A 15,939-nucleotide genomic window follows, 5' to 3' on the forward strand; every position below is an offset into this window, starting at 1 on the left:
TTCAGCGAATCTGCGCGAGCCAGCCGTTGTAGTCGGTATCCGTGTGTCGTTGCAAGCGATGCTGCGCGTTTCCCGCGACGATGCGGGTGTCGCTCGGTGCGTGACCGAACTCCAGCCTGAACGCGCGGCTGAGCTGCGTGTTGCTGTTGAAGCCGTACCGGTATGCCAGATCGCCGATCCGGTGCCGTGGGTTCTCGGGCGACATCAGCACGCGGTGAATCGCAAGCAGGCGGCGTTTGCGGATGTAATTCGCGACACCGCCGTCCTGCTCGAATAACCGGTACAGACCCGAGCGCGAGATGCCGATTGCCTTGCAGATTCGATCCGGCGACAGGTCCGGTGAGTCGAGGTTCTGCCGGATGTATTCCTTGATCTTCACGTACAGGGTCGACAGCAACGCGTTGTGCGCATTCGACATCTCTTGAGCGGTCGGGCTGAGCATCGCCTTCACCAGGCTCAGCGTCGCCTGCTCGGCATGCAGCGTTTCCGATTGCGACAGCATGCCGATCTGGTCGAGCAGGCTCCTCAGATAGCTATCGAGGAGCTGGCTGATGCCGCCACTGAAGAGGGTGCCGTGGACGCTCGACGGCAGGTTCGGCAGCATGTCGCGCGCGACCAGCAGCGTGATCGCGTCGCCCGCCTGGATTTCGCGGTGATAAGGACGCGCCTGGTCGACGACGAGGATATCCCCGGGCTGTACGAACACCGGCCTTCCATCGATTTCCCCGCGCACGATTCCCGCGTCCCGGAGGTTGAACGAATAGTTGTCCATCCCGTCTCGCCGAATGAACGCCGTCGAACGGTTCAGCGCGTACGAGAGCGGAATGGCCGCGCGCCCCGGATGACGGTAGGTCCATTTACCGACCGAGATGTTGCCAAGCGTGTATCCGATAAATCGGTAGTCAATGATCGGGTCAATCGGCGTGGTTAAAGAAAATTCTGCAATCGAATACTGTGTCTGCCATGCGTCGAGCCGGTCGGCAGGTGAATGATCCTGTAAGGAGAAGCGGAAAGGTGGATTTGCCGTGTCGCTCATCTCGCGGCCCTCGATGTCGTATTTTCGTTTGCTGAATTATAGGAATGTTTCTTAAAGGAAGGCGGTGAAGAAGGTCGGGTCGCTATGTAGATTTTCTTATATTTATATAATTTCTCTGGGGGGTAATTGCATCTGGATTGAGGGTGATTCTGTTGTTTTTAATGGGGTTCAACCTCGTCGCCGCCGTGATCCGTCTGGTCGCCCTTGCGAGCCATCGCCGTCATGCAGCGGCTACGCCGTCCGGTGCTTCTTCACCTGTTCCAGGGTTTCGCACGTTCGAAGAATCGTGTCTTTCGAGAATGGCGACAGGGGATGTTCGTCGAGCCATAAAATCCACTCGATCACGGCATCACACTCGATGTCTGTCAGCTTGGGCCAGCGCTGCAGAAAATACGCATCCCAGTATTCCGCAACCGGCGATCTGTCCAGCGACCCCATCAAGCTCTCGATGACCGTCAGGGTAACCTGATTGTCTTCGACCGAAACGCGGATGATCCCGGGTAGAAAGTAGCAGAACGCTTCGGGAGTCAATCTGTAGATGGCGTCGGAGTATTTTCTCCAGTCGTGAGCAGTTGTCTCGTCCCAGAGCAGGTTTGAGAAGTGCAACGCGTCGTCGTAGTCGTTCGTGTGGGGTGAGACGGCCGGAACGACCGACGTCGGCCTCATGCGTTCGGAGAAGGCCGTTCTCACCTGTTTCATGACGAGACGCCCGTTGTCAGCTGTTTGCATGTTCCTGTCATTGCTTGCTGGTGGAGCACGACGCCGAGGATTGCGTCGACGGACTCAACTCGGCTTGCGTCGTACCAGTGAACGCGCCCAACCGGCGATCGCAACAAACGTCAGACCGGGAGAACACATCAATGCGACCAGCAGGTCGAAGACTTTGGAAAGCTCGGCCTCGTCGGCCCCGAAAATCCAGCGACTGGTCGCCCGCATCACGGCGTACCATACAGCCGCGCCACCTGCCGAACACAATCCGATCAAGAGCCAGGGTTTTGTTTCCGGTTCAACCTTGCGCCAGATATAGATCGCACTCACAGCCCACGCGCCGTAGATTGGAATCCATAGCGGTCGAGGGATGTCGGAAGACGGGACGAAAACCGACAGGATCGCCACAAGGATCACGAGAACGATCAAACCCGTGGCGTCCGCGAAGTATCGGTTTTTTTGCGCCGTGAACATGAGTATCAGCCTCTCATTCCCTGAATGCTAAATGGCGACCTGTGCCGGCGTGCTGAAACGACAGAGGCCCGGAGTCTGGCTGGCGACCAGCATACACGTCTGCGATGGCGCCTGGATGGAGATGTCTGGGATACCACGCCTAGATGATTCGCTTCCAGGAACCGTTTTCCGCTTTCTCGGGCTCGACGAATGCCCGGATCGAGCGGCAGCACGTGCAGCGACAGGACATGACCGAACCTGCCGAATCGGGTCCTTCGGAACAGAAATGAGGCTGAGGAATTGGAGAGAGGATGCTGTTTGCGACGGCCGCGTGCGATGGTTTCCTCCCGCGCACGGTCGACATCCGGCAGATAGGTGCCGGTGCCCTCGCCATCGGCGTAGCCCAGTGAGTCGGCAATGGCGGCGCTGGACGTCCCGATTGCCGTATAGCCGGCCGCTTCCGCGGCACGGGCGCTGGCGGCATCCCGGACGTTGGCGAGCAACAGCGGCTCGGCTTGTTGATGGCGCTGGGAAAAAGTCATGATGCGCTTCTCGGTTGGGCGGGCGGAAAGTACGGGTTTCCCGTCGATCGCATCACAACCGAAAACTGGACAAGCATTGTTCTAATGCGGCTACGCGACTTCTTGTGGCGTCCATCGGCCCCGGAAACGGCAACCTTATCAGAACGGCGGAGTCGCGCCACCGCGAAACTGACGGGGTTGTACTCCGCTGTATCGCTTGAATGCGATCGAGAATGCCGCTTCGGACTGGTATCCCACCTGCCACGCGATCCTGCCGACCGAAAGCGAGGTACCCTTCAGGAGCCGCGAGGCTTCCTGCATGCGAAAGCGCGTGACATAGCGGAAGATGCCTTCGCCCAACTCGTGTTGCGCGGCAGCGATCAACCGCGAACGCGATGTCCCGGCCGCGCCTGCCAGCATCTCCAGTGTCCAGGGGCGGGATATGTCGCGATGAAACTCGCGCAAGGCCGTCGCTACCCGGGAATGGTCCGGCAGCGATACCCAGGTCGGCAACTGACGGGTATGCGACGCGATGTAGTGCCGAATGACATCGATCACGATCAGTTCGGCCTGACGCGTTGCCACAGACCGGAATCCTGGGCGCTGCCACGTCAGTTCGTCTCGAATGGCGTCGGTCGCGCGACACAGCCACACCGGCAACTCGTCGAAGTTCAACAGCAACACGTCGGGCAACGCATCGAATAGCGAGGGGCTCACGCCTTTTGCTGGCGCCATGCCGAGGAAAAATGTCGACGTCACGCCCTTGTCCGGCGACTCGCCGAACGCGATCGTCTGGAAGCGATCGACATTGGCGGGATTGCGCAAATCGACGGGTTGGTTAGGCCGGGTGAATAGCGCGTCCTGAACGATGTGTTCCTGTGCGCGAAGGATCAGGCACACGCTTTTGTCGTGCAGCGCATTCCTCTGTCCCGACTGCGTCATGAACAGGCTGCACGCCGCACCGGTAAAAACATACAGCGTGACCGGCCATACGTCGCCGGGCATATGTACCGCCCACGGGCTACTCGATTGTGCGTGACCCGCCTCGATTTCCGCGAAACGGCAAGTATCGAGCGCAGCAGTTATCGGATCCATTTACCGTACTCCATTCATCCCGGCGTGTCGTCGGACACCGGTTCCCGTACCGGGCGTCCTGCCCCAAGGGAAACACCGCGGGCTGCCGCGCGCAATCCGTAGATGCCTCGATTCGCTGAATCTGCCGCGATGGCAGCGGGCTGCCGTGATGGTGCTCTCGCAAAAGGAAACGGGTCCTTCGGATGGGCGCGGCGAACCATACTCCCACCAGACCGATGTGCAGACGCTTCGAACGCTGGAGACGCCAGGCCGAAGCCGGCAACGCACGACGGATTGCCTACCCTTTCCGGATAATCAGATGCGCCCTTTCGATACCCCCGATCTGAAGTCGGCCACTTTTCTCGCGGACCGGTACCCGACCTACCGCACGATGCAAAGCAACTTTCCCCATTTCGACATCGAGATCAACGGCGAGCGCTGCATCGTCCTGACGCGATACAGCGATGTCGACGAGGTGCTGCGCAACCCGCTGGCGACCGTCCAGCAGGCGCCCGGCACGTTTCCCGAGCGCATCGGCACGGGCGCGGCGGCGCGTTTCTATCGCGAATCGCTGCCGAACATCGACGCCCCCGATCACACGCGCATCCGGCGTATCGTTACCCCGGCGTTCAATCCTAAGACCGTTGCGAACATGCGGGGCTGGGTCGAAAAGGTCATCCTCGACCATCTGGACAAGCTCGAAGGCGAAACCGAGATCGATTTTGTGTCCGACTTCGCGGATCCGGTTCCGGCTGAAATCGCTTGCCGGCTGCTGCACGTGCCGGTTTCCGATGCCGGCGAACTCTTCGCGCGGCAGCACGGCCTGAACGCGGTACTGAGCGTGTCGGACATCACGCCGGAGCGTCTGGCCGAAGCAGATGCGTCCGCAACCTTCTATTACGAGTACATGGACGACGTACTCGATGCCCTCAAGGGCAAGCTTCCCGAGGACGACTTCGTCGGCGCGTTGATCGCGGCAGAAGGCGCGGACAACGGCCTGACGCGTTCCGAACTGGTCACGACCCTGATCGGCTTCCTGGTCGCCAGCTATCACACGACCAAAGTGGCGATGACCAACACGGTGCTGGCGCTCCTGAATCATGAAAGCGAGAAGGCTCGCCTGATGGCTCAGCCCGACCTCGCCCGCACGGCCTGGGAAGAGTCGTTGCGCTATGACGCCCCCGTGCATTTCGTGCACCGCTACGCGTCGGAGGCGATCGTGGTCGGCGGCACGACCGTCGAGAAAGGCACGCGCCTGCTGCTCGGGCTTCACGCGGCAAATCGTGACGAAACCCGCTTCCCGGATGCCGGCCGCTTCGTGATCGACCGCCCCGACAATCGTCATCTGGCGTTCGCAGGCGGTGGCCACTTCTGTCTGGGATCCCAGCTCTCCCGCCTGGAGGGCGATGTTCTGCTGCGCACGATCTTCCAGCGTTTCCCCGGGATGCGTCTGATGGAAACGCGCTTCGAACGCGTGCCGGACCTGACGTTCCCGATGCTGCTTCGCATGGCGGTTTCGCTTCGTGCCAACGCGGGTGATCGAACATGAGTCAGGTCACCGTCCAGATACAGGGCGATATGTGCTGCGGCTTCGGTAACTGCGCGAGCCGGTGTCCTCAAGTGTTTGTGCTCGACTACGACACGAACCGCGTGCAGCTGGTGCCCGATGCACCGGTGGCCGCCTATGCTGCCCGAATCGCGCAGGCCGCTCGTGAATGCCCGACGCAGGCGATTTTTTTTAGTGAATCCGACGACGAAGCGTGGAAATCGCATGCGTGATCCAGCCATACCGCGCGCGATAGCCGAGTGGCGGCCCATACGCCTCGTGGATCGCTACCGGCTCGCCGAGCATGTCTTTGCCGTGACGCTCGCGAACGAGTGCGGGATGCCGCTTCCGGAGAGCGCACCGGGCGACCACATAGAGGTTCAAGTGCCCGGAGGCACGCGCGCCTATTCACTGTGCAACCCGCCCGGTGCACGAGACCACTATCTGCTGGGCATCCACCATTCGACCTCGCGGGGTGTCGCACATTACCTGTGCGACACGTGCAGGATCGGCGACACCGTACAGGTGCGTGGCCCCGGCAATCGCTTTGCATTGTTGCCGACGCATCGACGCGTCGTGTTGATCGCGGGAGGTATCGGCATCACGCCGATCATCTCGATGGCGGAGCATCTGGCCCTGCGGGGCGTGGATTTCGACATGCATTACTGCGCGCGTAGCCGTGCGGCGGCGGCGTTCGTGGACCGGCTCGACGGCAGTGCGTACCGGGATCGGGTTCGCTATCACTTTCGGGACGATCCACGATGTGAACGGCTGGATCTCGACGCGCTCTTCAAAAGCCTCGATGTCACCCGGAACGTCTACCTGTGCGGGCCGAACGCGATGCTGGCCGAGGCCAGGGCATTGAGCGAACGGTATTCCCTTTCAGACCGTCTGCATTACGAACGTTTCGGGGCGAGTCGCCCCGCGTCGGATCCGCCTGCGCCGACCGGCGGCTTCGACGTATGGGTGGCCCGAAGTGGCCGGCGTGTCGAAGTGCCGGCGGATTGCTCGATTGCCGTCGCCTTGAACCGGGCTGGCGTCGACGTGCCACTTTCCTGTGAGCAGGGCGTCTGCGGCATGTGCGTGACGCGGGTACTGGACGGCATCCCGGACCACCGCGACGCCGTGCTTTCGGACGCGGAGCGCGCGGCGAACGACGTCATCCTGCCCTGTGTCTCACGCGCGAAGTCGGCCTCGCTCACACTGGATCTGTGAGGTGGCCTTCACTGCTTCGAATGCCGAATACGCCGATTGCTCTGGTCCCCGCTGGGGACACCCCACAAAACACTCAGGAGACAGGATGAGACTTGCCATGTTTCGCGAAGGCGGAACCGACCGCATTGGCGTGGTCGAGGCGGACACCGTCATCGACGTGACCGCCGGACTGCCGGCGCTGTCGGCGGAACTCGCCGACTGGTTGCCCGGACTTGCGACCTCCTGGCGCATGCTCGCGCTGCTGGCACGCGAATCGACCGTGCGCTTGCCGTTGTCGGCCGTCCGCCTTTTGCCGCCGATACGGCGACCGTCGACGTTTCTGGCGATCGGAGGCAACTATGCGTCGCACCTCCGGGAAATCGCCCATTTGAACGTGAGTGTGGGAGAGCACCAGATCTGGTTCAACAAGCAGGTCTCGTGCATCACCGGGCCGTTTGACGAGCTCGTCGTGCCGGCAGGCATGTCGACGCTCGACTACGAGGTCGAACTGGCGGTGATCATCGGCCGGCGCTGCCGCAACGTTTCGGCACGGGATGCCGTGCATTGCATCGCCGGATATACGGTCTGCAACGACGCGAGTATCCGGGAACGGCACAGCCGCAGTCCGACCATTACGCTGGCGAAATCGTTCGACTCGCTCGGCCCGCTCGGCCCCTGGATGGTGACGGCCGACGAGATCCCCGACCCGCACGCGCTTCAGGTCCGCACATGGGTAAACGGTGAATTGCGGCAAGACGGCAATACATCGGAAATGCGCTTCAACATTTTCGAGCAGATCGAAGAACTCAGCAGCGCCATGACCCTGGAACCCGGCGACGTATTGGCCACGGGCACGCCGGCCGGTATCGGTGCCGCACGCCGGCCTCCGTTGTTTCTTTCGCCCGGCGACGTCGTGCGCATGCAGATCGAAGGTATCGGCGAAATCGAGAACCGGGTAAGCGCCGCACGCCCAGCACGCACCTGATCGACGTCGTCGTGTGTCGTATTGCGATCATGCACCGGGCAGGAGTATTCATTTAAATCAGGATTACAGATCATGTTGTGTATCACATTCGACAATTTCGGTAATGCGGCTGGCGATTCGCTGCCGTGGGACTGTCCGGCCGATGTCCCGCCGGTTGAATGGGCCGCCTACAACAGAATCGGCCTCGAGCTGGGCCATCCGCGCATCCTCAAGCTTTTGGACGATTTGCACATCCGCTGCACGTACTTCGCGGAAGGATACGCCGCGGTCCTGCATCCGGACGAGATGAGGGTCTGGCATGCCGCGGGCCATGAGCTCGCCGTGCATGGCTGGAAACACGAAATCTGGTCAGGCATTGCCTCGCGCGAAGAAGAGGATCGTCTCGTCGGGCTCGCCGTGAAGCGCATTCACGCCGTAACCGGAGAGGTGCCGACAGGCTTTCGGCCCCCGGGGCTCGCCATCAATCCGTGGACGGATGACGTCCTGGCGGCTTACGGCATCCGCTATGTCTCCCGGTTCCTGCCGGTCTCCCGCGCGGGAGCGCATGGCGATGATGCGAAGCCGACGGCCGCGCCCCGGCTCGATGTGCTGCCCACCGATCCGGCGCTGATCGACGGCGCCGTGATCCACCCGCGGTTCGGCGGGATCTTCGGTGCACTCGATGCGGTCGCTGCCTACGACGAGCTCTACCGGCTGGCCGTCGCACATGAGCGCATGCGCCCGGACGAACCTTGGGTGCTGGTCGTTCATCCGTTCACATCGGGCAACCGGGCGTGGTTCGGGTTTGAGGATTTCATGCGGCGTCTTGTCGGCGAGTTCGGCGCATCCCGCTTCTGTCTGGCGAAAGACGCGGCGTCGATGACGCCGCGCGCCAGCACGGGCATCCGCTGAGGTCGGATGCGACGTCACACGCCGATCGGCTCGTCCCGTCGCACGGTGCGCATCGGGCACGGCCATGAAGGACGCAGTTCAAAAAATAGAAAACACGAAAAAAGGAGACAAACCATGAGGCAATTCATCTTTCTCGGACTCTTTCTCTGGGCACTCTCGCGTGGTGCGATGGGCGCGCAAGGTGTGACCTATGGCGGTCCGGTCGGCGGTACCGACATCCAGAACGCTTACCTCCCGCCGGCGCCAGGGCTTTATGGATCGCTCATTGGCGTCGGGGCGTATGGGGATCAGTTTTACGACAACGCGGGGAAGAGCGCCGAGATGTCGGTCAGGATGCCGGGGGGGATTGCCGAGTTCGGCTTGCTTTACGTCTATCCGTTCAAGCTGTTCGGCGGAACGTTGGGCAGTTCCGTCGCCACCGGATACGGGTGGGGCAACATTACCGTCAATGGCAGGCGTCAGAATTTCAAGGGCATCAACGACATCTATACCGACGTCCTGACGTGGAGCAAGCACCTCGGATCGTTTGACGGAGGCATGCCGCGAGGGTTGACCGTGAAGCTGGGCTACTCGATGGTGATCCCGATCGGGAAATACAACACCACCGATCTGTATACGACCGGACAGAATACGTACTACTACATTCCGAACGCGGCGCTCACCTATCTGACCGGGCCCAACATCCTGGGTGACGGCACCGAGGTCAGCGTGCATTTTTTCCTGAATGTCGCGGGAAAGAACGCCGCGACCCATTCCAGGAATGGCGTGGTGGCGGATGTGGATGTTGCGATCAGTGAAGTCATCGGCAGATGGCAGGCGGGCGTGGCGGGTTATTACGCACGGCAGGTGACCGACGACAGGGTGAACGGGCAGCCTGTCCCGGGCGGAAACCGGTTTGCAAGTGCGGCTGTCGGGCCCGTCGTTGCGTATAACATTCCCGAGTGCGAGTGCAGCGTCAAGTTCAAGGCACAGTTCTCCGTGTTCACGCGAAATTCGCTCGCTCCCAACGCCGTCTATCTGTTTTTCAACAAGGCATTCAACTGATCGGCGAGGCGTCGGCCGCCGCGAGGCACGCGGCGGCCGACGCAGGCGTTACCGGTCTTCCGCCCGAAGGGACAGCAGGCCGAGCAGCACCTCGTCACGGCGAGCGGCCAACTGGTCGATCGACCGACCGTCCACCTCGTCCTGAATGCCGTCGATCATTTTCCGCCGGACCTCCGGCGTGATTTGGGGCGACCCCAGCACGTTCCACCAGGCGGTCATCGGGCCGGTGAACTGATCGAAGAAATGCTCGATGCCGCCTTGTCCGCCACCGAGATGAAACAGCAGGTTCGGCCCCATCACGCCCCAGCGCAGGCCCGGCCCCCAGCACACGGCCGTATCGGCATCCTTGACGCTCACGACGTCTTCCGCGACCAGATGGACGATCTCGCGCCAGAGGGCCGCCTGCAGGCGGTTGGCGACATGGCCGGGCACTTCCTTGTTGAGCCGGATGGTCTTTTTCCCGAGGCGCGTATAGAACGCCGTCGCGCGTTCGATCGTTGCCTCCGATGTCCTGTTGCCGCCGACGATCTCGACGAGCGGAATGAGATGGGGCGGATTGAACGGGTGGCCGATCACGCACCGTTCGGGGTGGCGCTCGCAGGCTGACTGGATTTCGCTGATGGTCAGGCCGGACGAGCTCGACGCGATGATCGTGTCCGGGGCGAGAATGGCGTCGAGATGTTTGTAGAGATCCTGCTTGAAGTCGATCCGCTCGGGGCCGTTCTCCTGGACGAAGTCGGCGCGGGTCACCGCTGCGTCGAGGTCGGTCGTGAACTGCAGCCTCGCGCGCGACGCGCCCGGTGCGAGGCCCATTGCTTCGAGTGCGGGCCATGCCGCGTCGATGAATGCGTCGAGCTTTGCGCCGGCGTCCGGCGCGATGTCGGTCGCGACGACGTCCAACCCTCTGGCGAGAAACAGCGCCGCCCAGCTTGCGCCGATGACACCGGTGCCGATGATGGCGACGCGGTTGATTTCCTTGCTCATGGCTTGCGATCCTTCGAATGGAGTGAGGTCAGACGAACGCGCTGAAACCGGTGATCGCCTTGCCGACGATCAGATGGTTCATTTCGCGCGTGCCTTCGTACGAATAGAGGGCTTCCGCATCGGCAAAGAAGCGTGCGACGTTGTAGTCGAGCACGATGCCGTTGCCGCCGAAGATTTCGCGTGCCCAGGCGACGGTCTCGCGCATGCGGCTCGTGCAGAACGCCTTGGCCAGCGACGATTGCTGATCCAGCAGCTTGCCCTGGTCCTGCAGCTCGGCGAGCCGTACCACCATGCATTGCGACGCGGTGATGTTGCCGAGCATCTTCGCGAGGTGGTCCTGAATCATCTGAAACGATGCGATCGGCTTGCCGAACTGCTCTCGGGTCTGCGCGTAGCGCAGTGCATGCTCGTAGGCGCCCATGCTGCAGCCGACGGCCTCCCATGCGACGTATTGGCGGGTCAGGCGCAGCACGCGCGCCGTGTCGCGGAACGACATGTCGCCCTGAAGCCGGTTTTCTTCGGGCACCCGGCAGTTGTCGAGGGTGATCACGCCGTTCTGCACGACCCGCAGCGCGATCTTGTTCTCGATCTTTTCGACCGAAAAGCCCGGCGTGGTCTTGTTCTCGACGATGAAGCCCTTGACCTGGTTGTCGTCGACGTCGCGCGCCCAGATGATCGACAGGTCGCACCAGGGCGAATTGCCGATCCAGCGCTTCTGGCCGTTGAGCACCCACGTATCGCCTTCCCGCTTGGCGGTGGTCAGCAGGCCACCGCCGGAACCCGATCCGACCAGTGGTTCCGTCAGGCCGAAGCAGCCGATCTTCTCCAGGCGCGCCATCGGCGGCAGCCATTTCTGCTTCTGCTCCTCCGATCCGCCGAGATAGATCGATCCCATCGCCAGCCCGCTATGGACGCCGTAGAAGGTCGAAATGGACGAGTCGACGCGCGCCAGCTCCATCGCGATGAAGCCGTCGAGCAGCGTGCTGCCGCCGGGACAACCGTAGCCCTCGAATCCGATGCCGGCGATGTTCAGCTCCCGGATCTCGGGGATCAGCTCGAACGGGAACGCGTCGTCGGCCCAGTATGTGTTGATGATCGGTGCGACGCGGCTCTCCATGAACGCACGTACCCGTTTCATCAGGGCGAGATCGGACTCGCTCAGGAATTCACGGATCAGGTAAAAGTCGCTGTCGGGGGCCGGAAGCGGGTGATTCGGCTTCGCGCTGGCTGTCATGATGATGTCCTTGTGAGGCGGAGTTCAGGAGGCGTCCGACGGCGCTTGCAGATAGTCGTGAACGACTTCCGCGCCGGCGATCGTCAGATCGGTCAGGAGATGGACGGCGGACACGACTTCCAGCACCGGTAGTCTGGCGACCGGGGCGAAGCAGTGCGGATGCAGTTCCAGCGAGGCCGGGCCGGTCCACGCGCCTTTCACCGTGATGTCGGTCACGTAGTACCGGACCAGTTCGCAGACGCGGGCCGTTCCGTCGACGTGCGGCAGGATCTTCAGCAGGAAGCCGGGCGCTTCGAGCGTCTTCCGGACGGCGGCGAGATCCAGCGGCTCGTACTTGTAGGCCATGGTGGCGGTTGCCACGCGCACGCCGTTGTAGTCGAGGGTGCCGACCAGCGCGTCGTTTCGCACTTCGAGCTTCGGTTGTGCGAGCACCTTGGGAAAGCCGAGCAGTTCCCGGCCGGACGCGATGCCCGCTTCGCTGTCGAGGTACATGGCATGCGTGAAGCCGCCGGGCGTGCCGTTGAACGAGACGGGGACGACCTGGCCCGATTCGGTATAGGAACCCAGCCCGCTCGAGTCGGGCATCTTGATGAACTCGTATTTGACGAGCGGCTCGGTCGGCCGCAGCGGCTCGGGAACGATGCGCGCAAGCGCCTCCGGATCGGTGCGATAGGTCACGATGATGAATTCGCGATCCACGAACCGGAACGGTGGCTTGGGATAGGCCGGGCTGCCGAACGGCATCGCGTACGCGCTGGCACGGATTTCAGCTTCAGTCATGAAATGCTCCGAATGGGCGGCTGGCGTGCGCCAGCCGGTGTGTGGGTCGGAAGAGGGGCGGGCGACGGGGCGGGCGCGGGTCAGCTCGCGTCGTCGAAGCGGGCAACCGTGCCCGAATCGAGAAGGCGAGCGATATCGGCGTCGTCAAAGCCGATCTCCGCCAGGATTTCGGCGCCGTGCTCGCCGAGTTGCGGTGCCGCGCCGGGCGCCACCTTCTTGCGCCCCTTGATTTGAATCGGATTGCTGACCGTTCGCGTGGCGGGTTTGCCGGGGAGGTCGAGCGGTACGACGATTTCGTTGATCTCGAGCTGGGGATCGTGAATGATTTCCTCGGCGATCTGCACGACACCGAAGATCACGCGCTCAGCCGCGAGCGTCTGTTTCCAGAAAGACAGGGGCTGACTCGCGAACAGCGGATCGAGTATCTCGACCAGCGCGGCAGCGTGCTCGACGCGCAGTCGCTCGTCGGCAAAGCGCGGATCGTCCAGCAGGGCAGGCAAGCCGGTCGCGCGGACGAAACCCGCCCACTCCTTGCGTTGTGCGGCGACCAGCAGGATCCAGCGGCCGTCGCTCGTCCGATACGGGTTGAGCAGCGCATTCGGCGGATTCTTGCGGTCGTGCTGCGGAAAGAACCGGCCGCCGTTGAGGCCGCCTTCGACCCAGGCCGCCGCCGCCCAGATGCCATTGGCGATCAGCGACGTCGTCACGTGGCTGCCCTTGCCGGTCCGGGTGCGCTCGTAGAGCGCGGTGACGATCGCGGCGTACAGCGTCGTTGCGGTGGCGTGGTCGCCGATTCCCGGAATGGGCAGGGTCGGCGGGCTGCCCGCATCGTGCGTGACTTCCATGAGGCCGGAGCGCGCCCAATAGGCGGTGACATCGAATCCCGGTGTGTCGGCATCGGGGCCGTCGGATCCGTAACCGGTAATGTCGGCGTAGATCAGCCGCGGATTCAGCGGCGCGAGATCGTCATAGGTCACGCCCAGGCTGGCCCGCACGCGCGGCGGGAAATTGACGACCACGACATCGGCCCATTGAACGAGGCGTGCCAGCACGGGCCGCGCGTCGCCCGATTTGAGGTCGAGCGCGATGCTGCGCTTGTTGCGGTTCGTCAGTTGCCACGCATAGTTCGTCGCGGCAACCGGGTTCGGCGGAATGCTCGAAAAGAAGCGATAGACGTCGCCGGTGCCCGGCGGTTCGATCTTGATGACGTCCGCGCCGAAGTCGGCGAGGATCGTCGTCGCGGCAGGGCCGGCAATGTAGCTCGCGAGGTCGAGCACCTTGAGGTCCGAGAAAACGTGTTGTCCGTGAGTCATGGAAGTGTTCAGCATTCGAGGTTGAGAGAGGGCGTGGCGTCGAGGGGAGGGCTCCCGAACGCGCGATGGCGTCGTGCGTCAGCGCCCGTGAAATACCGGCGTGCGCTTCTCGAGAAAGGCCGCGGTGCCTTCCTGCTTGTCGTCGGTCGCGGCGCACAGCGCGAACAGCTTTCCTTCCAGTGCCAGTCCTTCCGGCAGGGCCGCGTTCAGGCCGAGATGGACGGCGTCCAGCGCATAGGCGACGGCCAGTGGCCCATTGGCGGCGATCTGCGCCAGAATCGCTTCCGCGCGGGCGATCAGCCGGTCGGCTTCGACGATTTCATTGACCAGCCCGATCCGGTGCGCTTCTTCCGCCGACACCATCTCGCCGGTCAGGATGAGTTGCAGCGCGACACCCTTGCCGACGAGACGAGGCAGTCGTTGCGTGCCACCGAAACCGGGGATGAGCCCGAGCCTGACTTCAGGCTGGCCGAACTTCGCGGTGGGGCTCGCGAGCCGGATCGTGCACGCGAGTGCGGTCTCGCATCCGCCGCCGAGAGCGAGGCCGTTGACCGCGGCGATCACGGGTTTGCCGAGATGCTCGATGAAGTCGAGCAGCGCCTGGCCGGCGCGCGTGCGCCGCTCCGCGTCGATCGGCGTCGCCGTGGCCAGTTCGCCGATATCCGCACCGGCGATGAACGCGCGCGTGCCTGCACCGGTGAGAATGACGCCGCGAATCGACGGGTCGTCGCGCGCATCCTCGAACGCCGCACGCAGTTCTTCGATCGCCTGCTGGTTCAGCGCGTTCATCACGTCGGGGCGGTTCAGCGTCACGTAGGCAGTCGCGGCCCGCTTTTCATACAGCAGGGTGTCGAAACGGGGGGAGGACAAGCTGTTGGGCATGGGGGCGGTTTCTCCGAAGAAGGTCGCTTGCTGGTCCGGAGCCAGGGGCGTCCGGATGGCCGGAACGCAGCGGCGTGGTGGTGTCTTGCAGCGCGAGAGGCAGGCGTCAGGCGTCAGGCGTCGGGAATCCGGGTGTCCTCGACGGCGGCGGCGAGGATCATGAAATTCAGGTTGACGGGCTTCGATTGCAAGCGGATCCGGCTCGGCCGATAGACGAGGTCGCCGGCGTATATCGCGCTATGCGACAGCGCGCAGACGCCCGCGCTGCGGGCGATGCCGATCTTCCAGATCTGATCGCCGTAGTGGCATGCGGTCGGGTCGAGCCATGACACGCAGATGGTCGATTCGCTTTGACGCCCGAGGATCCTGACCTTGGCGACTGACGAACCTGCGCCTGCATGCGTCCTTTGCCCATCATCGCGGCCGCGCGAAGCGACGGGGGACGCGCGCCGATGGCTGCCGTCGAGCATGTCGACCAGGTGCGACCATATCGAGCAATCCGGTACGCCACTCTCCATCCATGTGACTCCTCTTACCTTCACTTCATTCAAGTAAGTGGTACTGACTTGAAACAATCCTAAGGCGGTGCCGATTCTGCGCATATGTGGGATCCCACAAAGGCATTAGCTTTTTTTCCAAAACGTGAATACGCCCGACGAGCGGGGGCGGTCCCGGGAGGCGGGTAAGGCATGGGAAGGGGGCGCGAACGCGCAGGCCATCTGCTGCATTGCGTCGCGCACAATCCGTGCGGCACGCGGTGTGCGTCAGTCGTCCGATACCGGCATGCCGCGGGGTATCGGACGTCGATCCGCTATCGGGAGGACGTGGAGCGATGCAGCGAGTGGGCGATTGCCGCGAAGTCGGCCTGAATGACCGCGAACAGGAAGGCGGTGGACATGCCGAACAGCAGCACGCCGTCGGATGACTCGATCGCGCCGAGCATTCGCCAGTTCGGGGTCAGCGAAAGGCCGGACGCGCCGCGTGTGGCCATCGTGTCGAGCGAGAAGAACAGTGCGTCGCTGAACGAGCCGAGCGCCTTCAGTTGAACCAGCACGACGGCCCATAGAGCCGCTTCCAGCGTATGCAGCGTGCCGAGCGTGATGCAGATGAAGGTGACGATGCCGACCAGCTTGCGCAGTTGCACGTGAATGGTGTTGTGCTGCATGTCGAGTGCGCGGCGTATTCGACGGGCGCCGACGGCCAGGAAGACCATCGCCGCCGCGTGAATCAGGATGTTGATCATGCTGAGAAGCACACCGATCGTCCAGCTTTCCATGATGAATGGGTTTGGTCA

Annotated in this window: 18 protein-coding genes; 6 read left to right on the forward strand and 12 right to left on the reverse strand. The window is 62.8% G+C overall.

The window, feature by feature from the left end:
- Position 1 precedes the first annotated feature (1 nt).
- The 5 genes from QZM67_RS16380 to QZM67_RS16400 form a co-directional block, all read right to left on the reverse strand.
- Positions 2–1,036: a helix-turn-helix domain-containing protein gene (locus tag QZM67_RS16380; protein WP_301804864.1), complete on the reverse strand. Its 1,035-nt coding sequence runs from the start codon at positions 1,034–1,036 to the stop codon at positions 2–4.
- A 231-nt stretch (positions 1,037–1,267) separates the two neighbouring features.
- Positions 1,268–1,765: a hypothetical protein gene (locus QZM67_RS16385; RefSeq protein ID WP_301804866.1), complete on the reverse strand. Its 498-nt coding sequence runs from the start codon at positions 1,763–1,765 to the stop codon at positions 1,268–1,270.
- Positions 1,766–1,819: 54 nt separating this feature from the next.
- On the reverse strand, positions 1,820–2,218 hold the full coding sequence (locus QZM67_RS16390; protein WP_301804868.1) for a hypothetical protein: 399 nt from the start codon (positions 2,216–2,218) through the stop codon (positions 1,820–1,822).
- A gap of 5 nt (positions 2,219–2,223) precedes the next feature.
- Entirely contained in the window at positions 2,224–2,739 is a 516-nt protein-coding gene (locus QZM67_RS16395; protein ID WP_301804870.1) for an isocitrate lyase/phosphoenolpyruvate mutase family protein, read from the reverse strand.
- A gap of 138 nt (positions 2,740–2,877) precedes the next feature.
- Entirely contained in the window at positions 2,878–3,813 is a 936-nt protein-coding gene (locus QZM67_RS16400) for an AraC family transcriptional regulator (protein ID WP_301804871.1), read from the reverse strand.
- Positions 3,814–4,111: 298 nt separating this feature from the next.
- Here QZM67_RS16400 and QZM67_RS16405 point away from each other — a divergent pair, with 298 nt between their 5' ends.
- The 6 genes from QZM67_RS16405 (at position 4,112) to QZM67_RS16430 (ending at position 9,452) form a co-directional block, all read left to right on the forward strand.
- A complete protein-coding gene (locus tag QZM67_RS16405) occupies positions 4,112–5,341 on the forward strand; it encodes a cytochrome P450 (RefSeq protein ID WP_301804873.1) in 1,230 nt (409 codons plus the stop codon).
- Positions 5,338–5,571: a ferredoxin gene (locus tag QZM67_RS16410; RefSeq protein ID WP_301804874.1), complete on the forward strand. Its 234-nt coding sequence runs from the start codon at positions 5,338–5,340 to the stop codon at positions 5,569–5,571. The genes QZM67_RS16405 and QZM67_RS16410 overlap by 4 nt, the downstream gene beginning before the upstream one ends.
- Complete coding sequence (locus tag QZM67_RS16415) at positions 5,564–6,553, forward strand: PDR/VanB family oxidoreductase (protein ID WP_301804875.1); 990 nt, start codon at positions 5,564–5,566, stop codon at positions 6,551–6,553. Before QZM67_RS16410 ends, QZM67_RS16415 begins: the two co-directional genes overlap by 8 nt.
- Before the next feature lie 85 nt (positions 6,554–6,638).
- Complete coding sequence (locus tag QZM67_RS16420; protein ID WP_301804876.1) at positions 6,639–7,517, forward strand: fumarylacetoacetate hydrolase family protein; 879 nt, start codon at positions 6,639–6,641, stop codon at positions 7,515–7,517.
- Positions 7,518–7,589: 72 nt separating this feature from the next.
- On the forward strand, positions 7,590–8,408 hold the full coding sequence (locus tag QZM67_RS16425; protein WP_301804877.1) for a polysaccharide deacetylase family protein: 819 nt from the start codon (positions 7,590–7,592) through the stop codon (positions 8,406–8,408).
- Between the two features lie 114 nt (positions 8,409–8,522).
- Positions 8,523–9,452 (forward strand): transporter, encoded by a 930-nt coding sequence (locus tag QZM67_RS16430; RefSeq protein WP_301804878.1) that lies wholly within the window; start codon positions 8,523–8,525, stop codon positions 9,450–9,452.
- A gap of 48 nt (positions 9,453–9,500) precedes the next feature.
- On the opposite strand, the gene QZM67_RS16435 is transcribed toward QZM67_RS16430, so the two are convergent.
- From QZM67_RS16435 to QZM67_RS16465, 7 genes are all read right to left on the reverse strand, one after another.
- Positions 9,501–10,436, reverse strand: coding sequence for a 3-hydroxyacyl-CoA dehydrogenase NAD-binding domain-containing protein (locus tag QZM67_RS16435; RefSeq protein ID WP_175022606.1), 936 nt, complete (start codon positions 10,434–10,436; stop codon positions 9,501–9,503).
- 28 nt (positions 10,437–10,464) lie between these two features.
- Positions 10,465–11,670 (reverse strand): acyl-CoA dehydrogenase family protein, encoded by a 1,206-nt coding sequence (locus QZM67_RS16440; protein WP_301804879.1) that lies wholly within the window; start codon positions 11,668–11,670, stop codon positions 10,465–10,467.
- A 24-nt stretch (positions 11,671–11,694) separates the two neighbouring features.
- The gene (locus QZM67_RS16445; protein WP_175022608.1) at positions 11,695–12,450 is read right to left on the reverse strand and encodes an acetoacetate decarboxylase; all 756 of its coding nucleotides are present in this window, start codon (positions 12,448–12,450) and stop codon (positions 11,695–11,697) included.
- Between the two features lie 80 nt (positions 12,451–12,530).
- The gene (locus tag QZM67_RS16450; RefSeq protein WP_175022609.1) at positions 12,531–13,763 is read right to left on the reverse strand and encodes a CaiB/BaiF CoA-transferase family protein; all 1,233 of its coding nucleotides are present in this window, start codon (positions 13,761–13,763) and stop codon (positions 12,531–12,533) included.
- A gap of 78 nt (positions 13,764–13,841) precedes the next feature.
- Positions 13,842–14,645, reverse strand: a complete 804-nt coding sequence (locus QZM67_RS16455; protein ID WP_301804880.1) for an enoyl-CoA hydratase/isomerase family protein — start codon at positions 14,643–14,645, stop codon at positions 13,842–13,844.
- 113 nt (positions 14,646–14,758) lie between these two features.
- On the reverse strand, positions 14,759–15,115 hold the full coding sequence (locus QZM67_RS16460) for a DUF3331 domain-containing protein (protein WP_175022611.1): 357 nt from the start codon (positions 15,113–15,115) through the stop codon (positions 14,759–14,761).
- 341 nt (positions 15,116–15,456) lie between these two features.
- Complete coding sequence (locus tag QZM67_RS16465; protein WP_175022612.1) at positions 15,457–15,921, reverse strand: two pore domain potassium channel family protein; 465 nt, start codon at positions 15,919–15,921, stop codon at positions 15,457–15,459.
- Between the last annotated feature and the right edge of the window lie 18 nt (positions 15,922–15,939).

The organism is Burkholderia sp. AU45251 (genome assembly GCF_030482905.1).
Taxonomy (GTDB): domain Bacteria; phylum Pseudomonadota; class Gammaproteobacteria; order Burkholderiales; family Burkholderiaceae; genus Burkholderia; species Burkholderia aenigmatica.

Coding starts and splice junctions, on each gene's coding strand:
- QZM67_RS16410 (WP_301804874.1), top strand. CDS start 5,338: ATGAGTCAGGTCACCGTCCAGATACAGGGCGATATGTGCTGCGGCTTC.
- QZM67_RS16385 (WP_301804866.1), bottom strand. CDS start 1,765: ATGCAAACAGCTGACAACGGGCGTCTCGTCATGAAACAGGTGAGAACG.
- QZM67_RS16435 (WP_175022606.1), bottom strand. CDS start 10,436: ATGAGCAAGGAAATCAACCGCGTCGCCATCATCGGCACCGGTGTCATC.
- QZM67_RS16395 (WP_301804870.1), bottom strand. CDS start 2,739: ATGACTTTTTCCCAGCGCCATCAACAAGCCGAGCCGCTGTTGCTCGCC.
- QZM67_RS16465 (WP_175022612.1), bottom strand. CDS start 15,921: ATGGAAAGCTGGACGATCGGTGTGCTTCTCAGCATGATCAACATCCTG.
- QZM67_RS16440 (WP_301804879.1), bottom strand. CDS start 11,670: ATGACAGCCAGCGCGAAGCCGAATCACCCGCTTCCGGCCCCCGACAGC.
- QZM67_RS16405 (WP_301804873.1), top strand. CDS start 4,112: ATGCGCCCTTTCGATACCCCCGATCTGAAGTCGGCCACTTTTCTCGCG.
- QZM67_RS16415 (WP_301804875.1), top strand. CDS start 5,564: ATGCGTGATCCAGCCATACCGCGCGCGATAGCCGAGTGGCGGCCCATA.
- QZM67_RS16460 (WP_175022611.1), bottom strand. CDS start 15,115: ATGCTCGACGGCAGCCATCGGCGCGCGTCCCCCGTCGCTTCGCGCGGC.
- QZM67_RS16430 (WP_301804878.1), top strand. CDS start 8,523: ATGAGGCAATTCATCTTTCTCGGACTCTTTCTCTGGGCACTCTCGCGT.
- QZM67_RS16445 (WP_175022608.1), bottom strand. CDS start 12,450: ATGACTGAAGCTGAAATCCGTGCCAGCGCGTACGCGATGCCGTTCGGC.
- QZM67_RS16450 (WP_175022609.1), bottom strand. CDS start 13,763: ATGACTCACGGACAACACGTTTTCTCGGACCTCAAGGTGCTCGACCTC.
- QZM67_RS16380 (WP_301804864.1), bottom strand. CDS start 1,036: ATGAGCGACACGGCAAATCCACCTTTCCGCTTCTCCTTACAGGATCAT.
- QZM67_RS16400 (WP_301804871.1), bottom strand. CDS start 3,813: ATGGATCCGATAACTGCTGCGCTCGATACTTGCCGTTTCGCGGAAATC.
- QZM67_RS16420 (WP_301804876.1), top strand. CDS start 6,639: ATGAGACTTGCCATGTTTCGCGAAGGCGGAACCGACCGCATTGGCGTG.
- QZM67_RS16425 (WP_301804877.1), top strand. CDS start 7,590: ATGTTGTGTATCACATTCGACAATTTCGGTAATGCGGCTGGCGATTCG.
- QZM67_RS16390 (WP_301804868.1), bottom strand. CDS start 2,218: ATGTTCACGGCGCAAAAAAACCGATACTTCGCGGACGCCACGGGTTTG.
- QZM67_RS16455 (WP_301804880.1), bottom strand. CDS start 14,645: ATGCCCAACAGCTTGTCCTCCCCCCGTTTCGACACCCTGCTGTATGAA.